General features: G+C 69.2%; 16 protein-coding genes. 11 read left to right on the top strand and 5 right to left on the bottom strand.

Features of this window, described 5'->3' with window-relative positions:
* Window positions 1-49: 49 nt before the first annotated feature.
* Together MAA8898_RS06660 and metG are read left to right on the top strand one after the other, a co-directional pair.
* Window positions 50-1,273 carry an MFS transporter gene (locus MAA8898_RS06660; RefSeq protein ID WP_094020214.1) on the top strand — a complete coding sequence of 408 codons (1,224 nt, stop codon included), beginning with the start codon at window positions 50-52 and terminating at the stop codon, window positions 1,271-1,273.
* Between the two features lie 97 nt (window positions 1,274-1,370).
* Window positions 1,371-3,083, top strand: coding sequence for a methionine--tRNA ligase (metG, locus tag MAA8898_RS06655; RefSeq protein WP_094020213.1), 1,713 nt, complete (start codon window positions 1,371-1,373; stop codon window positions 3,081-3,083).
* Window positions 3,084-3,089: 6 nt separating this feature from the next.
* Here metG and MAA8898_RS06650 read toward each other — a convergent pair whose 3' ends face one another.
* Window positions 3,090-4,043, bottom strand: coding sequence for an NAD(P)-dependent alcohol dehydrogenase (locus tag MAA8898_RS06650; protein ID WP_094020212.1), 954 nt, complete (start codon window positions 4,041-4,043; stop codon window positions 3,090-3,092).
* A gap of 88 nt (window positions 4,044-4,131) precedes the next feature.
* Between MAA8898_RS06650 and truB the strand changes: the two genes are divergently transcribed.
* The gene (gene truB, locus MAA8898_RS06645) at window positions 4,132-5,055 is read left to right on the top strand and encodes a tRNA pseudouridine(55) synthase TruB (protein WP_094020211.1); all 924 of its coding nucleotides are present in this window, start codon (window positions 4,132-4,134) and stop codon (window positions 5,053-5,055) included.
* Between the two features lie 99 nt (window positions 5,056-5,154).
* Here truB and MAA8898_RS06640 read toward each other — a convergent pair whose 3' ends face one another.
* Window positions 5,155-5,988 (bottom strand): alpha/beta fold hydrolase, encoded by an 834-nt coding sequence (locus tag MAA8898_RS06640; protein WP_094020210.1) that lies wholly within the window; start codon window positions 5,986-5,988, stop codon window positions 5,155-5,157.
* Window positions 5,988-6,665 (bottom strand): haloacid dehalogenase type II, encoded by a 678-nt coding sequence (locus tag MAA8898_RS06635; RefSeq protein WP_094020209.1) that lies wholly within the window; start codon window positions 6,663-6,665, stop codon window positions 5,988-5,990. The genes MAA8898_RS06640 and MAA8898_RS06635 overlap by 1 nt, the downstream gene beginning before the upstream one ends.
* Before the next feature lie 194 nt (window positions 6,666-6,859).
* On the opposite strand from MAA8898_RS06635, the gene MAA8898_RS06630 reads away from it, so the two are divergent.
* Window positions 6,860-7,288 (top strand): FKBP-type peptidyl-prolyl cis-trans isomerase, encoded by a 429-nt coding sequence (locus MAA8898_RS06630; protein WP_094020208.1) that lies wholly within the window; start codon window positions 6,860-6,862, stop codon window positions 7,286-7,288.
* A gap of 73 nt (window positions 7,289-7,361) precedes the next feature.
* On the top strand, window positions 7,362-8,471 hold the full coding sequence (locus MAA8898_RS06625; RefSeq protein ID WP_094020207.1) for a hypothetical protein: 1,110 nt from the start codon (window positions 7,362-7,364) through the stop codon (window positions 8,469-8,471).
* Here MAA8898_RS06625 and MAA8898_RS06620 read toward each other — a convergent pair.
* Together MAA8898_RS06620 and MAA8898_RS27055 are read right to left on the bottom strand one after the other, a co-directional pair.
* On the bottom strand, window positions 8,431-8,997 hold the full coding sequence (locus MAA8898_RS06620; protein ID WP_245853264.1) for a transglutaminase-like domain-containing protein: 567 nt from the start codon (window positions 8,995-8,997) through the stop codon (window positions 8,431-8,433). The two genes, MAA8898_RS06625 and MAA8898_RS06620, sit on opposite strands and share 41 nt — an antisense overlap.
* Window positions 8,998-9,025: 28 nt before the next feature.
* Entirely contained in the window at window positions 9,026-9,160 is a 135-nt protein-coding gene (locus MAA8898_RS27055; protein ID WP_281252850.1) for a hypothetical protein, read from the bottom strand.
* 181 nt (window positions 9,161-9,341) lie between these two features.
* On the opposite strand from MAA8898_RS27055, the gene pcaD reads away from it, so the two are divergent.
* The 6 genes from pcaD to MAA8898_RS06590 all read left to right on the top strand — a co-directional run bounded on the left by pcaD (window position 9,342) and on the right by MAA8898_RS06590 (window position 15,922).
* Window positions 9,342-10,130: a 3-oxoadipate enol-lactonase gene (pcaD, locus tag MAA8898_RS06615; protein ID WP_094020206.1), complete on the top strand. Its 789-nt coding sequence runs from the start codon at window positions 9,342-9,344 to the stop codon at window positions 10,128-10,130.
* Window positions 10,131-10,134: 4 nt separating this feature from the next.
* Window positions 10,135-10,845, top strand: a complete 711-nt coding sequence (locus tag MAA8898_RS06610) for an alpha/beta fold hydrolase (RefSeq protein WP_094020205.1) — start codon at window positions 10,135-10,137, stop codon at window positions 10,843-10,845.
* 5 nt (window positions 10,846-10,850) lie between these two features.
* Window positions 10,851-12,182: a lyase family protein gene (locus MAA8898_RS06605; protein WP_094020204.1), complete on the top strand. Its 1,332-nt coding sequence runs from the start codon at window positions 10,851-10,853 to the stop codon at window positions 12,180-12,182.
* A gap of 32 nt (window positions 12,183-12,214) precedes the next feature.
* Window positions 12,215-13,393, top strand: a complete 1,179-nt coding sequence (locus MAA8898_RS06600) for a TCR/Tet family MFS transporter (RefSeq protein ID WP_245853262.1) — start codon at window positions 12,215-12,217, stop codon at window positions 13,391-13,393.
* A gap of 100 nt (window positions 13,394-13,493) precedes the next feature.
* Window positions 13,494-14,582, top strand: a complete 1,089-nt coding sequence (locus MAA8898_RS06595) for a zinc-binding dehydrogenase (RefSeq protein WP_094020202.1) — start codon at window positions 13,494-13,496, stop codon at window positions 14,580-14,582.
* Between the two features lie 107 nt (window positions 14,583-14,689).
* Window positions 14,690-15,922 carry a mandelate racemase/muconate lactonizing enzyme family protein gene (locus MAA8898_RS06590; protein ID WP_094020201.1) on the top strand — a complete coding sequence of 411 codons (1,233 nt, stop codon included), beginning with the start codon at window positions 14,690-14,692 and terminating at the stop codon, window positions 15,920-15,922.
* Window positions 15,923-15,963: the final 41 nt, after the last annotated feature.

The raw sequence follows: 15,963 nt of genomic DNA, 5'->3' as shown, positions 1-15,963 counted from the left end.
ATGTCGCACAGCCACGTGACACTCCCGGCTTGAGCGCGCAGAAGGGGGCATGCGCATGCTTCTTTCCTTCGCCGCCTTGTTCCTGTCGGTCATCCTGTTGCAGCTCTCGTCAGGGGGCGTCGGGCCGCTCGACGCGCTGTCGGGGCTGGCGCTGAACTTCACCACCGCCGAGATCGGCATCCTGGGTTCGGCGCATTTCGCCGGGTTCTTCATCGGCTGCTGGTGGGCGCCCCGGCTGATGGGCGACGTCGGCCATTCGCGCGCCTTTGCCGCCTTCACCGCGCTGGGGACCATCGGCATCCTCGGCCACATCCTGACCGACGACCCCTATGCCTGGGCGGCGCTGCGGATCGCGCAGGGGCTCTGCGTGGCGGGCTGCTACACGGTGATCGAGGCCTGGCTGCACGCCAAGGTGACCAACGCCAACCGCGGCCGCGCCACCGGGGCCTACCGGCTGGCCGACATCACCGCCTCGCTTGGGGCGCAGCTGATCATCTCGATCCTGCCGCCGGCGCATTACATCAGCTACACGATCCTCGCGATCATCTGCTGCGCAGCACTGCTGCCGCTGACCCTGACGCGGCTCAGCCCGCCCGAGATGCCCGAGGCGCCGCGCCTGACGCCGCGCCTCGCCTGGACCCGCTCGCCGCTGGCGGTGGCCGGCGTGCTGGTCTCGGCGCTGTCGAGCGCGTCGTTCCGCATGGTCGGGCCGCTCTACGGCACCGGGGTCGGGCTGCACACCGGGCAGATCGCGCTGTTTCTCGCCTCCTTCGTGGCGGGCGGGGCGCTGGCGCAGTACCCGGTGGGCTGGCTGGCCGACCGTTATGACCGGCGGCACGTGCTGATCTGGCTCTCGGTCGCGGCCATCGTCAGCTGCGCGCTCACCGCGCTGGCCTCCGGCATGCCGACCTGGGCGATCATGGCGACCGCCGCGCTGTTCGGCCTCACCACCTTTCCGATCTTTTCGATCGCCGCCGCCCACGCCCACGACTTCGCCAGCGAGGATGAGCGCGTCGCGCTCTCGGCGGCGCTGATGTTCTGGTACGCGGTGGGCGCCATCGCGGCACCCTGGGTCGCCTCGCTGCTGATCGAGCGTTACGGCCCGACGGCGCTGTTCGGCCTGATCGCCGCGGGACACGCGGCCCTTCTGGTGTTCGGTCTGGTCCGGATGCGGACGCGCCGCACAAGGCCGACCCGCACGCGCTACATCTACACGCCGCGCTCCAGCTTCACCATCGGGCGCCTGCTGGGCCGGTTCCGGGATCGCGACTGATCCCGGCCTCTCCCCGAGGTCCCGCAGGCGCCAACGCCACTGGCCAGCCCCGGCAACATCCGCTAGACACCGCCCGACGTGAACAACGGATCGACCCATGGCCCGCCATCTCATCACCTCCGCCATTCCCTACATCAACGGCGTCAAGCACCTGGGCAACCTCGTGGGCTCGCAGCTGCCCGCCGATCTCTACGCGCGCTACCTGCGCAGCCGCGGCCACGAGGTGCTGTTCCTCTGCGCCACCGACGAACACGGCACCCCGGCCGAACTGGCCGCCGCCAAGGCGGGCAAGCCGGTGGCCGAGTATTGCGCCGAGATGTGGCAGGTGCAGAGCGACCTGGCCGAGGGCTTCCGCCTGTCGTTCGACCATTTCGGCCGCTCCTCCAGCCCGCAGAACCACCGCCTGACCCAGCATTTCGCCAAGGTGCTGGATGATAATGGCCTGATCCGCGAAGTCTCTGAAACGCAGATGTATTCGCACGCCGACGGCCGCTTCCTGCCCGACCGCTACATCGAGGGCACCTGCCCCAACTGCGGCTTCGAGTCGGCGCGCGGCGACCAGTGCGACAACTGCACCAAACAGCTCGACCCGGTCGACCTGATCAACCCGCATTCCACCATCTCGGGCTCCACCGACCTGGAAATGCGCGAGACGAAACACCTCTATCTGCGCCAGTCCGCGATGAAGGACCAGATCGAACAGTGGATCGACACGCGCGAGGGCTGGCCGGTGCTGACCACCTCCATCGCCAAGAAATGGCTCACCGACGGCGACGGGTTGCAGGACCGCGGCATCACCCGCGACCTCGACTGGGGCGTGCCGGTGCAAAAGGGCGACGACCCCTGGCCGGGCATGGAGGGCAAGGTGTTCTACGTCTGGTTCGATGCCCCCATCGAATACATCGCCTGCGCGCAGGAATGGGTGGACGCGGGCAAGGGCGACAGTTGGGAACGCTGGTGGCGCACCGACAAGGGCGCCCAGGATGTCCGCTACACCCAGTTCATGGGCAAGGACAACGTGCCCTTCCACACCCTGTCCTTCCCCGTCACGATCCTGGGGAGCGGTGAGCCGTGGAAGCTGGTCGACTACATCAAGTCCTTCAACTACCTCAACTATGACGGCGGCCAGTTCAGCACCTCGCGCGGGCGCGGCGTGTTCATGGACCAGGCTTTGGAGATCCTGCCGGCGGACTACTGGCGCTGGTGGCTGCTGAGCCACGCGCCGGAAAACTCCGACAGCGAATTCACCTGGGAGAACTTCCAGACCTCGGTGAACAAGGACCTCGCCGACGTGCTGGGCAACTTCGCCTCCCGCGTGACCAAGTTCTGCCGCTCGAAATTCTCCGAGGCGGTGCCCGAGGGCGGCACGCCCGGCGCGCGTGAGGACCAGTTGATCGCCGACCTGACGGCCAAGGTCCGCGAGTACGAAGAGCACATGGAGGCGATCGAGATCCGCAAGGCCGCCGCCGCCCTGCGTGCCGCCTGGGTGCTGGGCAACGAGTACCTGCAAGAGGTCGCGCCCTGGTCCACCATCAAGACGGACCCGGAGCAGGCCGCCATGCAGATCCGCCTGGGGCTAAACCTGATCCGCCTCTACGCCGTGATCTCCGCCCCCTTCATCCCGGACGCCTCCGCCGAACTGCTGACCGCGATGCATGTTCAGGGCGCGGACTGGCCCGGCAACCTGTCCGAGGCGCTGACCGCCCTGCCCCCCGGCCATGCCTTCACGGTGCCCGAAGTGACCTTCCGCAAGATCACCGATGCCGAACGCGAGGACTGGCAGGAACGGTTCAAGGGCGTGCGGACCTGACACCCCTCAGGGGCGGATCACGATCTTGCCCCTGACCTCGCCCGCCCCGGTGCGCCGCAGCGCCTCGGGCACATCCTCCAGCGACAGTACCGCCTCCAGGTGCGGCGCGATCCGCCCTTCGACGGCCATGCGGGCCACGGTTTCGGTCAGCTGACGCCCCGAGGGCACCATCAGCATCCCGATGGACTTGCCCCGCAGCCGCCAGGCCAGCCCGCCAAAGACCAGCGCCAACAGCACACTGACCTCGCCCCCCACCGCCCGGTAGCGCCCGCCGGGTGCCAGCGCGCGGGCGATCCGCGCCGGACCCCGCGTCGCCACCATGTCCAGGATGCTGTCCCAGGTCTCACCGACCTCGGTAAAGTCGCGCTGCCGATAGTCCATCGCCGCGTCCGCCCCCAGCCCGCGCAGCCACTCCACCTTGCCCGCGTTGTCCACCACGGTCACATGCGCGCCCCTGGCCTTGGCCAGTTGCAGCGCCATGGTCCCCGATCCGCCGCCCGCGCCGTTGATCAGCAGGCGCATTCCGGGCCGCAAGCCTTCGGTCCCCGCCACGGCAATGCCGCCCGCCTGCGGCAGGCAGGCGGCGATCTCGTCGCTCAGGGCCTCGGGCACGGCGGCCACATGCCCCGCCGGGACGCAGACGCAGTCGGCAAATCCGCCGCGCGTCATGACGAAATCGCCCATCACCCTCTGGCCCGGGGCAAAGCCGCTGACGCCTTCGCCCAGCGCCTCAACGATACCCACGATATCGGACCCCAGCACCGGCTGTTTCGGCCGCCACAGCCCGCCGACCATCCGCGCATAAAACGGACTTCCGGTCAGGTACTCCCAGTCCGACAGGTTCACCGCGCAGGCCGACACTTTCAGCCGGACCTGTCCGCGCCCCGGCTCCGGCACCGGCAGATCGCCGACCCGCAACCCCTCCGGCCCGCCGTACCGCTCCTGAACAACCGCTCTCACCGGGCCCACCTTTCCGCCGACACCCGCCCGCGATTGACAGGGCCGGTGCCGCTTGTTACCCCCCGCGCCTCATCCATGAGGACACCCAATGGCACGCAAGCGCAAGGGCCGGGACATTTCCGGCTGGCTCATCGTCGACAAACCCGCCGGCCCCACTTCGACCGCCGTGGTCAACAAGGTCCGCTGGGCGTTCGACGCGAAAAAGGCCGGCCATGCCGGGACGCTCGACCCCGAGGCCACCGGCGTGCTGGCCGTCGCGCTGGGCGAGGCGACCAAGACTGTGCCTTTCGTCACCGACGCGCTGAAGGCCTACCAGTTCACCGTGCGTTTCGGCCAGGCGACCAACACCGACGACGCCGAAGGCGAGGTCATCGCCACCTCCGACCTGCGCCCGACGGACGACGAGATCAAGGAGGCGCTGCACGGCTTTGTCGGTGAGATCATGCAGGTCCCGCCGCAGTTCTCGGCGGTCAAGATCGACGGTGAACGCGCTTACAAGCTCGCCCGCGAGGGCGAGGAACTGGACATCGCCGCGCGCCCCCTCTGGGTCGAGGAACTGCTGCTGACCGACCGCCCCGACCCCGACCACGCGGTGTTGCAGATGACCTGCGGCAAGGGCGGCTACGTCCGCGCCATCGCCCGCGACCTCGGCCAGAAACTCGGCTGCCTCGGCCATGTCCGCAGCCTGCGCCGCGTCTGGTCCGGCCCCTTCGACGCCGAACAGGGGATCACCTTGGAGCAGGTCGACGCGCTGGCCCGCACGCCGGACCTGGACGCCTACCTGCTGCCGCTCGAGGTCGGGCTGGCCGACCTGCCGGAATTGAAATGCACCGCGCAGGGGGCCGTCCGCCTGCGCAACGGCAACCCCGGCATGGTGCTGGCGTCAGACGTCGAGTATGGCGACGAGGCCTGGGCCTCGTTCGAGGGCAAGCCCGTCGCCGTCGGCCGCTACAAGGCAGGCGAGTTGCACCCCTCGCGGGTGTTCAACCTGAACGATCAGGCGGACCCGTAAGGGCGCAGCGGCGGCAAAGGTTAGCGAACCCTTGCCGCCTTGTACAAAACGACAGAAATCGCGTACAAGACGTACCTTTTGTACAACTTGCCGACCGGATCAGGGCGCGTCCCGGCGCAGCATCCCCAGCCATTTTCGCAGCCCCTCCAGCGACTCCGGTTCGTCCAGGAACGGGATGTGCCCCCGCCCCTTGACCTCCACTGCCACCATGTCCGGCCGCCGCCGCTTCATTTCCTCGAAACATTCGCGCGTCAGCAGGTCCGAATTCTCACCCCGCAAGGCACACAAAGGCAGCCCCGCCAGCGCGTCGAACAGCGGCCAGAGCACCGGCGCGGGCTGCACGTCACCGCCCAGCACCGCGTCGCGCAGCTTGGGGTCATAGGTCAGGTCAAGCCCTTGGTCCGTTTGGACAAATAGCCGTTCCGCCTCTTCCATCCAGCGGCTCTCGGGCACGCCCACGAACCCTGTCAGCAGCTCCTGCCGCCGCTTCGCCACCTCCGCCAGCGTCTTCTGCGGCGGCTTGCGGCCGAGGTAGCCCTTGATCACCTCCAGCCCGGCGTCGGCTATCTCGGGGCCGATGTCGTTCAGCGCCACGCCCAGCAGCCGGTCCCTGGCCGAGGCCGCCAGCACCATGGCAATCAGCCCCCCGCGCGAGGTGCCCAGAACCGCGGCCTTGGCGATCCCCAGGTGATCCAGCAGCTCCAGCGCATCGCGCCCCTCGACCGGGATCTGGTAGGTCTCATGCGGGCCCCAGTCGGACTGACCCCGCCCGCGATAATCAAGCCTTATCAGCCTGTTACCCGACAGATGCGGGGCGACGAAATCGAAATCGCGCCCATCCCGCGTCAGCCCCGCGAGGCAGAGCAGCGGCAGCCCCTCGCCCTCGTCGCGGTAGAACAGGGACAGCCCGTCAGAGGTGGTAAAACGCGGCATCACACAAGCTCCGGTATGGATGTCAGATCGCTCAGGACATGCTGCGGGCGCGCCATCAGCCGGTCCATCGGCAGTCCCGCCCGGTTCACCCAGACCGTGTCAAAGCCGTAGGCCGAAGCCCCCGCCGCGTCCCAGCCGTTCGACGACACGAACAGCACCTCCGCAGGGGTACAGCCGAACTCCTGCCCGACCAGGTCATAGACCGCGCGGGCGGGCTTGAAGATGCCCACCTGCTCGACCGACAGCACCGCCGCCAGGAACTCGCCGATGCCGGCGCTGTCCACAGCACCCTCCAGCATGTCACGGCTGCCGTTCGACAGGATCGCCGCCGACACCCCATGCGCCCGCAATTTCGCAAGCATCAGAGGCACTTCGCGGTAGGCGGGCAGCTCCCAATACAGCGCCAGAAGGCGTTCGCGCAGCTCCATGTCGTCGAGGCCCGCACGCTCCATCGCCCAGTCCAGCCCGTCCTGGGTGACCTGCCAGAACGGCACGTAATCGCCCGTCACCGCGCGCAGCCAGCTGTATTCCAGCTGCTTGGCGCGCCAGTCGGCGGCCAGCTGCGGCCAGACCTGCGCCAGCGCTTTGCGCCCCGGCTCCTCGGCCGCCACGCGGGCCGCGGCGGCCACGTCGAACAGCGTGCCATAGGCATCGAACACGCACACCTTGATCGCCATCGCGGCTCTCCTTCCCGTCTCCGGGCGCCACCCTGACACGCGCCGCGCGCGGCGAAAACCCCGATCCGGGCGGATTGTCCGCAGAAGTCGGTTTGCAAATCCGGCCCCGGACGCATAGGTTATTGGCCAAGCCTGAGTACCCGGGACGCACCCGGCCTCGCAGATCAACCCTCCCCGACATGACAGGATACCCCATGACGCAGGTCAAATCCGGCGACACCGTTCGTCTTCATTACACCGGCACCCTTGCCGACGGCACCACCTTTGACTCCAGCGCAGGCCGCGACCCGCTGCAATTCGAGGTCGGCTCCGGCCAGATCATCCCCGGCCTCGACAAGGCGATCCCCGGCATGACCGTGGGCGACAAGAAGACCGTGCAGATCCCGGCGGACGAGGCCTATGGCCCGGCCAACCCCGAAGCCCGCCAGGACGTCCCGCGCGCCGAGATCCCGCCGGAAATCCCGCTCGAGGTCGGCCTTCAGCTTCAGGTGCAGGCCCCCAACGGCCAGGTGCTGCCGGTGGTCGTGGTCGACGTGAGCGAGGAAACCGTGACCATCGACGCCAACCACCCGCTGGCGGGCAAGGACCTGACCTTTGACATCGAACTGGTCGAGATCGCCTGAGCGAAGAGACCTTGCGCCGCCCCCGCATGGGGCGGCATGCTGGGCCTGTCCATTCCAACGACAGGCCCTTTTCATGTCCGCTGTTCTGCGCTGCCTCGCCGCCCTCACCTTTCTGCTGACCGCCGCGACGGCGCAGGCCGGGACATGGACCCGCCTGCAACCGGCGGACATGGGCGACTGCGCCGTGCTGTTCGAAGGCCCCATCGGTCCGGGCGACCTGACGCAGGCCATCGGCACCGGGTTGCTGGACGGGTTCAACACCCGCATCTGCCTGAACAGCCCGGGCGGATCGCTGGGTGAGGTGCTCGCCTTTCTCCAGGCGTCCGAGCGGGGCGACACCGCCTTCTTCTTTGGCACCCGCGTGCGGTCGGGCGACGAATGCCTGTCCTCCTGCGCGATCCTGTTCATGTTCGGCCAGTCCTTTGGCGCCAACAGCCCCTACCCCAGCCGCCAGCTGGAACCGGGCGCGCGGCTTGGCTTTCATTCGCCCTTCATCCGCGACGGTGCGGCGACGGCGGCCTCCGACGCGGAGGTCTTCAAGGTCGCGCTCCAGGTGGCCAAGCTGCTGGCCGACCGCTCCTACAAGGCGGTCACCGCCGACGGGGCCGCGCTGCCGCAGGAACTGCTGGCGCTGGTGCTGGGCACCCCCTCGGCCGAGATGCGCTATGTCGAGACCCTTGGCGAGGCGAAGGTCATGAACATCGAACTGACCCGCAATATCGAGACCGAGGTGATCCTCCAGGACCGCCGCGAGGTCCTGGAACCGCTGATCAAGCAGATCTGCATCGCCAGCCACACCCTGACCTTCCGCCAGCACATGGTCGACGAAGGCTACGACTTTGCCGACCTCGTGGAGCGCGCGACCGACCCGGCCACGACCGGCCCGGACTACGAGATCACCGCCTACGTGCGCAATCGCGGCGACGGGAACTCCGGCAACAACGACCTGCTCGCCGTGGTGACCGGCCCGGGGTATTTCCAGCCCGGGTGGTTCAGCGCGGGGTCGATGATGTACTGCCGGGTGGCGATGTCCTTCGAACCCGCACCTGGCGGTGTCAAGGTGCAGTGGTACTACGCCGATTTCGACTTCATCAGCGACACCGACCTGACCCGCGTCCCCGATGAAACCTACCGTTTCGAGGTCATGACCGGCGGCCTGCTGCCGCTGGACACCCGGTTCTGAGCGCCCGCGCTCGCCCCTGCGCGCCGGCGTCATCCGCCAGATGCTCGATCCAGACCTTGAAGTCCGAAAGCGCGTCGTGCCCGAAGCTGTGCGACAGCGGCACGCCGGCGGCGTCCCGCCCCTGCGCGATCAGCACCCGGCCATAGCGCGTGTCATTGTTGCGCGGATCGAAGCTCCACCAGCGGCCGCCCAGGCAGACCTCCATCCAGGCGGCGAAATCCATCGGCGCGCAGGGCTGAGGCTGGCCGATGTCGCTGACATAGCCGGTGCAATAGCGCGCCGGGATGTTAAGGCAGCGCCACCGGGTGATCGCCAGATGCGAGTCGTCGCGGCACACCCCCACCTTCTCCACCAGCGTTTCGGCCGCCGTCCGCGTGGCGCGCGAATGCTCGTAGCCAAGGCGCACGTGGCCATGCACAAAATCGCAGACCGCCTGCACGCGCTGCCAGCCCATCGGCCCCTTGCCAAAGCGTTTCCAGGCAAAGCCGGACAGCAGGCGCCACCAGGCGCGAACACCAGTTGCCAAAGCTGTCGCGGTAGCTTGCGACCGGGACCTAGGGCGTCGCGACCAGCCGATCAGGCTGCTCCAGATCGCCGGCCCGCGAAGAGTGGGCGTTCAGCAGCAGGATCATCGGCGTGGGTTGCCCAAGGGCAAAGACCAGTCGACATCCGAGGTGCAGGCCCATCATGGATCGCAATTCCTGGTGGCTGGAATTTCGTGGAAAAGGCGAGTGCCCCCACAGGGGACCGGCCATAGGGTGTCTCGCGACAGAGTCGACCACCGGACACGGAACCGCCCCGCGCGGGCGACAAGCCCCCTTTCTGCTCTTGCCCCTTCGCGCTAAACCGACCGCAACGGAGGGACACATCATGCACATGGCACATTTCGGCGAGCTTGGCCTGCACTACAGCGTCACCGGCCCTGAGGACGGCACCCCCGTCGTCTTCGCCAACTCGCTGGGCACCGATTTCCGGCTCTGGGACAAGATCCTGCCGCTGCTGCCCGCCGGGCTGCGCATCCTGCGCTTTGACAAGCGCGGGCACGGGCTGTCGGATGTCCCGCAGGGCCCCTACAGCATGGGCGCGCTGATCACCGACACCGAGCGGCTGATGGAGCACACCGGCTTTCGCAATTCCATCTTCATCGGCCTGTCGATCGGCGGATTGATCGCGCAGGGCCTCGCGGCCAAGCGGCTGGACCTGGTGCGCGCCATGGTGCTGTCGAACACCGGGGCCAAGATCGGCACCCGCGACATGTGGGCCGACCGCATCAAGGCGGTGAACGAAGGCGGGCTGGAGGCGGTCGTCGGCCCGACGATGGACCGCTGGTTCTCCAAGCCGTTCCAGGCCGACCCCGAGTTCCCCGCCTGGCGCAACATGTTCCTGCGCACTCCGGCGATGGGCTGGACCGGCTGCGGCGCGGCGATCGCCGGCACCGATTTCATCAGCTCGACCAGCGGGTTGCGCCTGCCGACGCTGGCGATTGCCGGCAGCGAAGATGGATCGACCCCGCCCGACCTGGTGTTCGAGACCGCCGACCTGGTCCCCGGCTCGGAGAAAAGGCTGATCCGCAACGCCGGCCACCTGCCCTGCGTGGAGCAGCCGCGCGAATACGCCGAGATCCTGACCGCCTTCCTGCGGGCGCAGGGCGCGGCCTGACGCGGTGGCGCGCCTGCTGCTGATCCATGGCGCGGCGCATGGCGCCTGGTGCTGGCGCGACACTCTGCCCGCGCTGGCGGCGCTGGGACATCAGGTGCGCGCGCTGGACCTGCCCTCGCACGGGCAGGACCGCACGCCGGTGAACGATGTCACGCTGGACCTTTACGGGCAGGCCATTGTCGAGGCGCTGGACGGCCCCACCGTGCTGGTCGGCCATTCCATGGGCGGCTACGCGATCACCCGCGCGGCCGAGCTTGACCCGACGCAGATCGCCGGGCTGGTCTACCTCTGCGCCTACGATCCCTGGCCGGACCTGAGCCTGGCCCAGATGCGCATGAAGGCGCCGTCTCAGCCGCTGCTTCCCGCCCTGCGCGTGTCCGAGGACCGCCTCAGCTTTACCGTCGACCCCCAGATGGCGCGTGACCTCTTCTACCACGACTGCCCGCCCGACACGGTGGAATTCGCTCTGGCCAATCTCTGCCCGCAGGCGGTCGCGGCCTCCTCGGTCCCGGTGGCGCTGACCGCCGGATCGCAGGACCTGCCGCGCAGCTACATTCTCTGCACCGAGGACCGCACCATCCCGCCCGCCTTCCAGCGGCAGATGGCCGCCCGCTTTGCCCCCGACCGGGTGGCCGAGTTGCCCAGCAGCCATTCGCCCTTCTTCTCGATGCCGGGGGCCCTCGCCCGCGCCATCGACGCCTTCGTGAAAGACTGACGCCCATGCCCGCCACCCCGTTTGACAGCGTCCACCTGCACCGGCTGTTCCCCACCGGCGACACCGCGCGCCTGTTCGCCGACAGCGCCGAGATCCGCGCCATGATGCTGGTCGAGGCGGCGCTGGCGCAGGCGCAGGGCGCGCAGGGGGTGATCCCGGCGGACGCCGCCGAGGCGATCCAGCGCGCCAGCCTCGAATGCGAGGTCGACCCGGTGAGCCTGTCCAGGGCGACGGGCGAGAATGGCGTCTCCGTCCCCGCCTTCATCGCCGCCTTCCGCGAGGCGATGATGGCGCCGGAACATGCGCAATACCTGCACTGGGGCGCGACCTCGCAGGACATCCTGGACACCGCGCTGATGCTGCGGCTGCGGCAGGCGCTGGCCCAGCAGGAGGCGCGGCTGCGCGCGACGCTGACGGCGCTGGCCCGACTGGCGTCGCAGCACGCCGAAACCGCCATGGCCGCCCGCACCTACGGCCAGCACGCCACGCCCACCAGCTTTGGCGCACAGGTCGCCTCGTGGGGCTGGCCGCTGCTGGACGCGCTGAAGGCGCTGCCCGACCTGCGCCGACGCGCGCTGCTGGTATCGCTGTCGGGCGCGGCGGGAACCTCGTCGGCGCTGGGGCCTGACCCGGCGGGCCTGCGCGCCGACATGGCGCGGCGGCTGGGCCTGACCGACCCCCTCCGCAGCTGGCACAGCGACCGCACGCCGATCCTGAGCATCGCGGGGTGGTTCACGCAGACCGCGCTGGCCGCGGGCAAGATGGCCGAAGACCTGCTGATCGCCACGCAATCCGGCATCGGCGAGGTCACCCTTGGCGGCTCAGGTGCCTCCTCGACCATGCCGCAGAAACAGAACCCGGTCGCGCCCTCGGCGGTGGTGGCGCTGGCGCGCCACGCGCAGGGGCTGGACGCCACGCTGCAGGGTGCCGCCCTGCACCGCCAGCAGCGCGATGGCGCCGCATGGTTCACCGAATGGCTCTGCCTGCCGCAGCTGGTGCTGTCGGCCTCCGCCGCGCTGAGCCACACGCAGAGCCTGGCCGAAACGCTGACCCCCGACGCCGAGGCAATGCAGGCCACGCTGGACGCCACCGGCGGGCTGCTGATGGCCGAGGCGCTGTCCTTTGCCCTGGCCGCCCAGATGCCCCGTCCCGAGGCGCAGGCGCTGACCAAGACACTGTGTCAGCAGGCCCGCGCCACCGGCACGCCGCTGGCGCAGATCGCCCTTGCCGCCCACCCGGACCTGCCCGCGGCGCTGTTCGACCCGGTCGCCCAGATGGGCCAGGCCCCGGCCGAGGCGCGCGCCTTTGCCCGGGCCGTCGCCGACCTGCCCGCATAGCGCAGATGCCGCTGCCCATCGTTTTTTTGCTCATGACCGTGACGCTGAATTCGATGGGCATCGGGCTGATCATCCCGGTCATGCCCGACCTGATCCAGGAGGTTACCGGCCGCCCTCTGTCGGAGGCCGCGCTGTTCGGCGGTGTGCTCAGCACACTCTACGCGGTGATGCAGTTCCTCTTTGCCCCCTTCCTCGGGCGGCTGTCGGACGCCTACGGACGGCGCGCCGTGCTGCTGGGCACCTTGGGCATCATGGTGGTGGACTACGTCGTCATGGCGCTGGCCAGCAGCCTCTGGATGCTGCTGCTGGCGCGCGCGGTGGGCGGCTTTGCCTCGGCCACGCAGGCCACCGCCTCTGCCGCCATGGCCGACATCTCGGACCCGGCCGACCGCGCGCGCCGCTTCGGCATCGTCAGCGCCGCCTTCGGCATGGGCTTTGTCCTGGGCCCGGTGCTGGGCGGCTTCCTGGGCGAGCTGGGCAGCCGCGCGCCGTTCTGGGCGGCGGGGCTGCTCTGCGGCGCGGGTGCGCTGCTGGGTGCCTTCGTCTTTCCCGAAACGCTGCCAAAGGACCGCCGCCGCCCGGTGACCTGGAAGGGCGTGAACCCCTTCGCCGCCTTCCGCGCGCTGGGCCGCCTGCCCGGCATCACCCGCGCCCTGATCGTCTATTTCCTCTACAACCTCGCCTTCGGCGTCTACCCGGCGATCTGGTCCTTCTTCACACAGGCGCAGTTCGCGTGGTCGCCCGCCATGGTCGGCTTTTCGCTGGGCATCTTCGGAGTCTCCTTTGCCTTGGTGCAGGGCGGGCTGATGGGCGTGATCCTGCGCCTCCTGGGCGAACGCGGCACGATGCTCTTCGGCCTCGGCGTCTCGGTTCTCTGTTACGCCGCGCTCAGCCTTGTCACCTCGGGCACGCTGGCGCTGATCTTCGCGCCGCTCGCCGCCTTCGGCGCGGTCTACGCCCCCGCCCAGCAGGGCGTCATGAGCCGCGTCGTCGGCCCCGAGGAGCAGGGCGCGCTGCAAGGCGTGCTGACCTCCACCGTCGCCGTCGCGATGATGATCGCGCCCTTCCTGATGTCCAATGTCTTTGCCACCTTCACCGCGCCGGACCGCGCAACACAAATTCCCGGCGCGCCCTTTGCGGTCGCCGGCCTGCTGACGCTGGCCGCGCTGGCCCTCGCCCTCTGGCCGACCCGCCAGCCAGCCGCCGCGTAACGCGCACGGCCAAACGCACAAACAACCGCAGGCCTGTCGCTTTCGGGCTTGAGCCGCCGGACCTGGCCGCGCAACCTGCGTCCAAAACCGGGAGGGTCCCTTGCCACGCATCCGCGCCGCGGTCTGTACCGCGTTCTCAAAACCGCTGACGATCGAGGAGATCGACCTGCGCGCCCCCGAGGCGGGCGAGGTCGAGGTCACGCTCGAGGCGGTGGCCATCTGCCATTCCGACATCTCCTATGCCGAGGGCGCCTGGGGCGGCGACCTGCCCGCCGTTTACGGCCACGAGGCCGCGGGCCGCGTCACCGCGCTGGGCGCGGGCGTCCAGGGCATCGCGATGGGCCAGCGGGTTGTCGTCACGCTGATCCGCGCCTGCGGCACCTGCGCCAACTGCGCCTCCGGCAAACCGACGATCTGCACCGGCAACACGCCGCGCCCGCAGGTGCTGACCCGGCCCGACGGCACCCCGGTCATGCAGGCGATGTATTGCGGCGCCTTCGCCGAAAAGGTGGTGGTCGACCAGAGCCAGCTGGTCGTCATGCCCGACGACATGCCGCCCGAGGCAGTCTGCCTGCTGGCTTGCGGCGTGATCACCGGCATCGGCGCGGTGGTCAACGCCGGCCGCCTGCGCGCGGGCGAGGACGTGGTGGTCATCGGCGCCGGCGGCGTCGGGTTGAACGCGATCCAGGGCGCCCGCATCGCCGGCGCCCGGCGCATCGTCGCCGTCGACATGAGCGAGGCCAAGCTGGAGATCGCCAGGTCCTTTGGTGCGACCCACGGCGTGCTGGCGACACAGGACGCGCCGTGGAAGGCCGCGCAGGCCGCGCTGGGCCGGGGCACCGATGTCGTCGCCGTCACCGTCGGCGCGATCCCGGCCTACGAACAGGCCATGATGTACCTGGGCTATGGTGGCCGGATGGTGATGATCGGCATGCCCGCCACCGGCGCGACGGCGAAATACGAACCGGTGATCCCCGCCTTCATGAGCCAGCAGATGATCGGGTCCAAGATGGGCGACGTGGTGATCCGCCGCGACATCCCCTGGATGGCCGACCTCTACCGGCAGGGCCGCCTGATGCTGGACGAACTGGTCTCGGGCCGCTTCACGCTCGACCGGATCAACGAGGCCATCGCCGACACCAGGACCGGCGGCGCGAAACGAAACGTCATCCTCTTCGACCAGGGCTGACACCCGCCCCATCTTCTTTGGTTTGACAAATACCTCGGGGGGAGTCCCGGACCCCGTCCGGGACGGGGGGCAGCGCCCCCCACCGCCCTCGCCATCAGGAGACTGCATTGAAACTCCAGGACCTCGACATCATCGTCACCGCCCCCCCGGCCCCCGGCTGGGGCGGGCGCTATTGGATCCTCGTCAAGCTGACAACGGCGGACGGCATCACCGGCTGGGGCGAATGTTATGCTTCCTCGATCGGCCCCACGGCGATGCGCGCCGTCATCGAGGACGTCTTTGCCCGCTATTTCGAAGGCGAAAACCCCGAGAACATCGAGCGCATGTTCCGGCGCACCTATTCCTCGGGCTTCACCCAGCGCCCCGACCTGACCGTCATGGGCGCCTTTTCCGGGCTGGAAATCGCCTGCTGGGACATCCTGGGCAAGGCACGCAACCGGCCGGTCTGGGCGCTGATCGGCGGACTGATGAACGAGCGTGTTCGCGCCTACACCTACCTCTACCCGCTGCCGCACCACCCGATCGGGCCGTTCTGGACCTCGCCCGAGATGGCCGCCGAATCCGCCGCCGATTGCGTTGCGCGCGGCTACACGGCGGTCAAGTTCGACCCGGCCGGCCCCTACACCATGCGCGGCGGGCACCAGCCGGGCATGCGCGACATCGCCCTGTCGGTGCGGTTCTGTCAGCTGATCCGCGAGGCGGTGGGCGACCGCGCGGACCTGCTGTTCGGCACCCACGGCCAGTTCACCACCTCGGGCGCGATCCGGCTGGGCCAGGCGCTGGAACCCTACAGCCCGCTCTGGTTCGAAGAGCCGATCCCGCCGGACAACCTGCTGGAATTCGCCGAGGTCGCCCGCGCCGTGCGCATCCCCATCGCCACCGGCGAGCGGCTGACCACCCGCGCCGAATTCGCCCCGCTGCTGCGCACCGGCGGCGCCAGGATCCTGCAACCGGCACTTGGCCGCGCCGGCGGCATCTGGGAGATGCGCAAGCTGGCCGCCATGGCCGAAAGCTTCAACGCCGAGATGGCGCCGCACCTCTACGCCGGCCCGGTCGAATGGGCCGCGAACATCCAGCTGGCCGCCGCGATCCCCAACGTGCTGATCGCCGAAACCATCGAGACACCGTTCCACGACGCGCTGATCAAGGGCAGCATCCGGGTCGAGAACGGCCATGTCACTGCCCCGCAGACCCCCGGCCTCGGCATCGAGGTCGACGAGGCGCTGGCCCGGGCGCACCCCTTCACCGGCGAGGGTCTGCACCTGCAAATGCAGGACGCGCCCTGCAATTACGCCGATGGCAACGCGTTCCAGGGGGGTGCCCCGGCCGTCGAATCATGATCTCGCCTTTCGGGGTGGGTGGCGTTATACTGGCTGTCAAA

It is taken from the genome of Antarctobacter aquimaris (assembly GCF_900184945.1).
GTDB classification, from domain to species: domain Bacteria; phylum Pseudomonadota; class Alphaproteobacteria; order Rhodobacterales; family Rhodobacteraceae; genus Maliponia; species Maliponia aquimaris.
Note: the sequence above shows the minus strand (reverse complement) of the source record. Positions and strands in the feature narration are given on the sequence as shown.

Bases quoted from the DNA above. Each gene is read 5' to 3' on its own strand.
- metG (WP_094020213.1), top strand. From the start codon at position 1,371: ATGGCCCGCCATCTCATCACCTCCGCCATTCCCTACATCAACGGCGTC.
- MAA8898_RS06660 (WP_094020214.1), top strand. From the start codon at position 50: ATGCGCATGCTTCTTTCCTTCGCCGCCTTGTTCCTGTCGGTCATCCTG.
- MAA8898_RS06605 (WP_094020204.1), top strand. From the start codon at position 10,851: ATGCCCGCCACCCCGTTTGACAGCGTCCACCTGCACCGGCTGTTCCCC.
- MAA8898_RS06600 (WP_245853262.1), top strand. From the start codon at position 12,215: ATGACCGTGACGCTGAATTCGATGGGCATCGGGCTGATCATCCCGGTC.
- MAA8898_RS06640 (WP_094020210.1), bottom strand. From the start codon at position 5,988: ATGCCGCGTTTTACCACCTCTGACGGGCTGTCCCTGTTCTACCGCGAC.
- MAA8898_RS27055 (WP_281252850.1), bottom strand. From the start codon at position 9,160: ATGATGGGCCTGCACCTCGGATGTCGACTGGTCTTTGCCCTTGGGCAA.
- truB (WP_094020211.1), top strand. From the start codon at position 4,132: ATGGCACGCAAGCGCAAGGGCCGGGACATTTCCGGCTGGCTCATCGTC.
- MAA8898_RS06630 (WP_094020208.1), top strand. From the start codon at position 6,860: ATGACGCAGGTCAAATCCGGCGACACCGTTCGTCTTCATTACACCGGC.
- MAA8898_RS06625 (WP_094020207.1), top strand. From the start codon at position 7,362: ATGTCCGCTGTTCTGCGCTGCCTCGCCGCCCTCACCTTTCTGCTGACC.
- MAA8898_RS06635 (WP_094020209.1), bottom strand. From the start codon at position 6,665: ATGGCGATCAAGGTGTGCGTGTTCGATGCCTATGGCACGCTGTTCGAC.
- pcaD (WP_094020206.1), top strand. From the start codon at position 9,342: ATGCACATGGCACATTTCGGCGAGCTTGGCCTGCACTACAGCGTCACC.